Raw genomic sequence first — 1,288 nt, 5'->3', positions numbered from 1 at the left:
AAGGGAACCTCTATCAATAGTTTTTTGAAAGGAATTCCGTTTATTCATGTCTGAAAATCTCCGAATGAGATTTTTCAGAGTTGCCATTTAGTTTTCTGACTTCTCTTTTTCAAGTCTCCACGACCGAAAAAGCCGACGTTTTGTTTAATTTTTCTATAAAAACCTCCGTTTTATGCATTCTGCAGCATCAAAGTGCAGAATCTGTCCATGTTGTATGCGATGTTGCGTAATCCAAGTTTCACTTCTGCCATGCTGATTCCGATTGTTCGCAGAATTACATCTCCGGCTCGCTGGTGTATGGCTCCGAAGACATGTTCTATCCGCGAACGAATACGGGCTCTGGTAAGGTTTCCCCGCTTCTCCCGTGAGGTCAACTGATGTCCTTTACAACCTTTTCTTTGTAGGTGCGGACGGAATTTTCTCTGCTTCAGATCAGCCTCATGCTCTGTGGAACGATAAGCGCTGTCCGCATAAACATCCCGGCTGGTATTCTTTTCATCAAGAATGTCCTCAAACACTTTGCTGTCGTGAACAGCGGCATCCGTAATCTTGTAATCCCGGATGATCTTGTGCTGAACATCGACCTCAATATGATTCTTATAACCGAAATAATTCTTGCCTCGTTTCTGCGTCCAACGGGCATCCGTGTCTTTCTGACATTTCTTTGCGTCACTCCAGTTTTCAACTGGCGGATTTCCTGCCTTGATAGCCTCATTTTCTTCTCTGGTATTACGCTGAGTCGGCACGCGAACAATTGTCGCATCAACGATTTGTCCCTTGCGAGCCACAAAACCGGATTCGGCAAGGAAGGCATTGAACTTGTCAAACAGTTTCCGGGTGAGTTTATGTTCTTCCAGTTTTGAGCGGAACAGCCAAATCGTTTTTGCATCCGGAACGCGACTGTCGAGGTCAAGTCCGAGAAAACGCATAAAGCTCAAGCGATCCATGATCTGATATTCCATCTCATCATCGCTCAAATTATACAGAGATTGCAGAATCAGAATCTTGAACATCATCACGACATCGAACGGTCTGCGCCCGGCATTGCTTTTGCGTTCATGATCGTATATGACCTCAAGTTCTCCGCGAAAATCTTCCCACGGGACAAGTCTTTTCAGATTCGGCAGTATATCACCGTTTTCCGTCAGATACTCCAGACGGTTGTATATGTCAAAAAGTCCGTTCAGCATGTGCGTCTCCAATATTGTTCATAACTGTATATACTCCGATATTCCTTTTTTTGCCAGCCGTATCTCAATTTATCCTTGAATAAATAGAGGTACCCTTA

1 protein-coding gene is annotated in these 1,288 nt (G+C 44.2%); it reads right to left on the bottom strand.

What is annotated here, in order from left to right:
- Positions 1-170: 170 nt before the first annotated feature.
- Complete coding sequence (locus C8D82_RS20475; protein ID WP_116886145.1) at positions 171-1,190, bottom strand: IS5 family transposase; 1,020 nt, start codon at positions 1,188-1,190, stop codon at positions 171-173.
- Between the last annotated feature and the right edge of the window lie 98 nt (positions 1,191-1,288).

It is taken from the genome of Victivallis vadensis (assembly GCF_003096415.1).
GTDB lineage: Bacteria > Verrucomicrobiota > Lentisphaeria > Victivallales > Victivallaceae > Victivallis > Victivallis vadensis.
The sequence above is the reverse complement of the archived record's forward strand: the minus strand, read 5'-3'. Positions and strand labels throughout refer to the sequence as shown.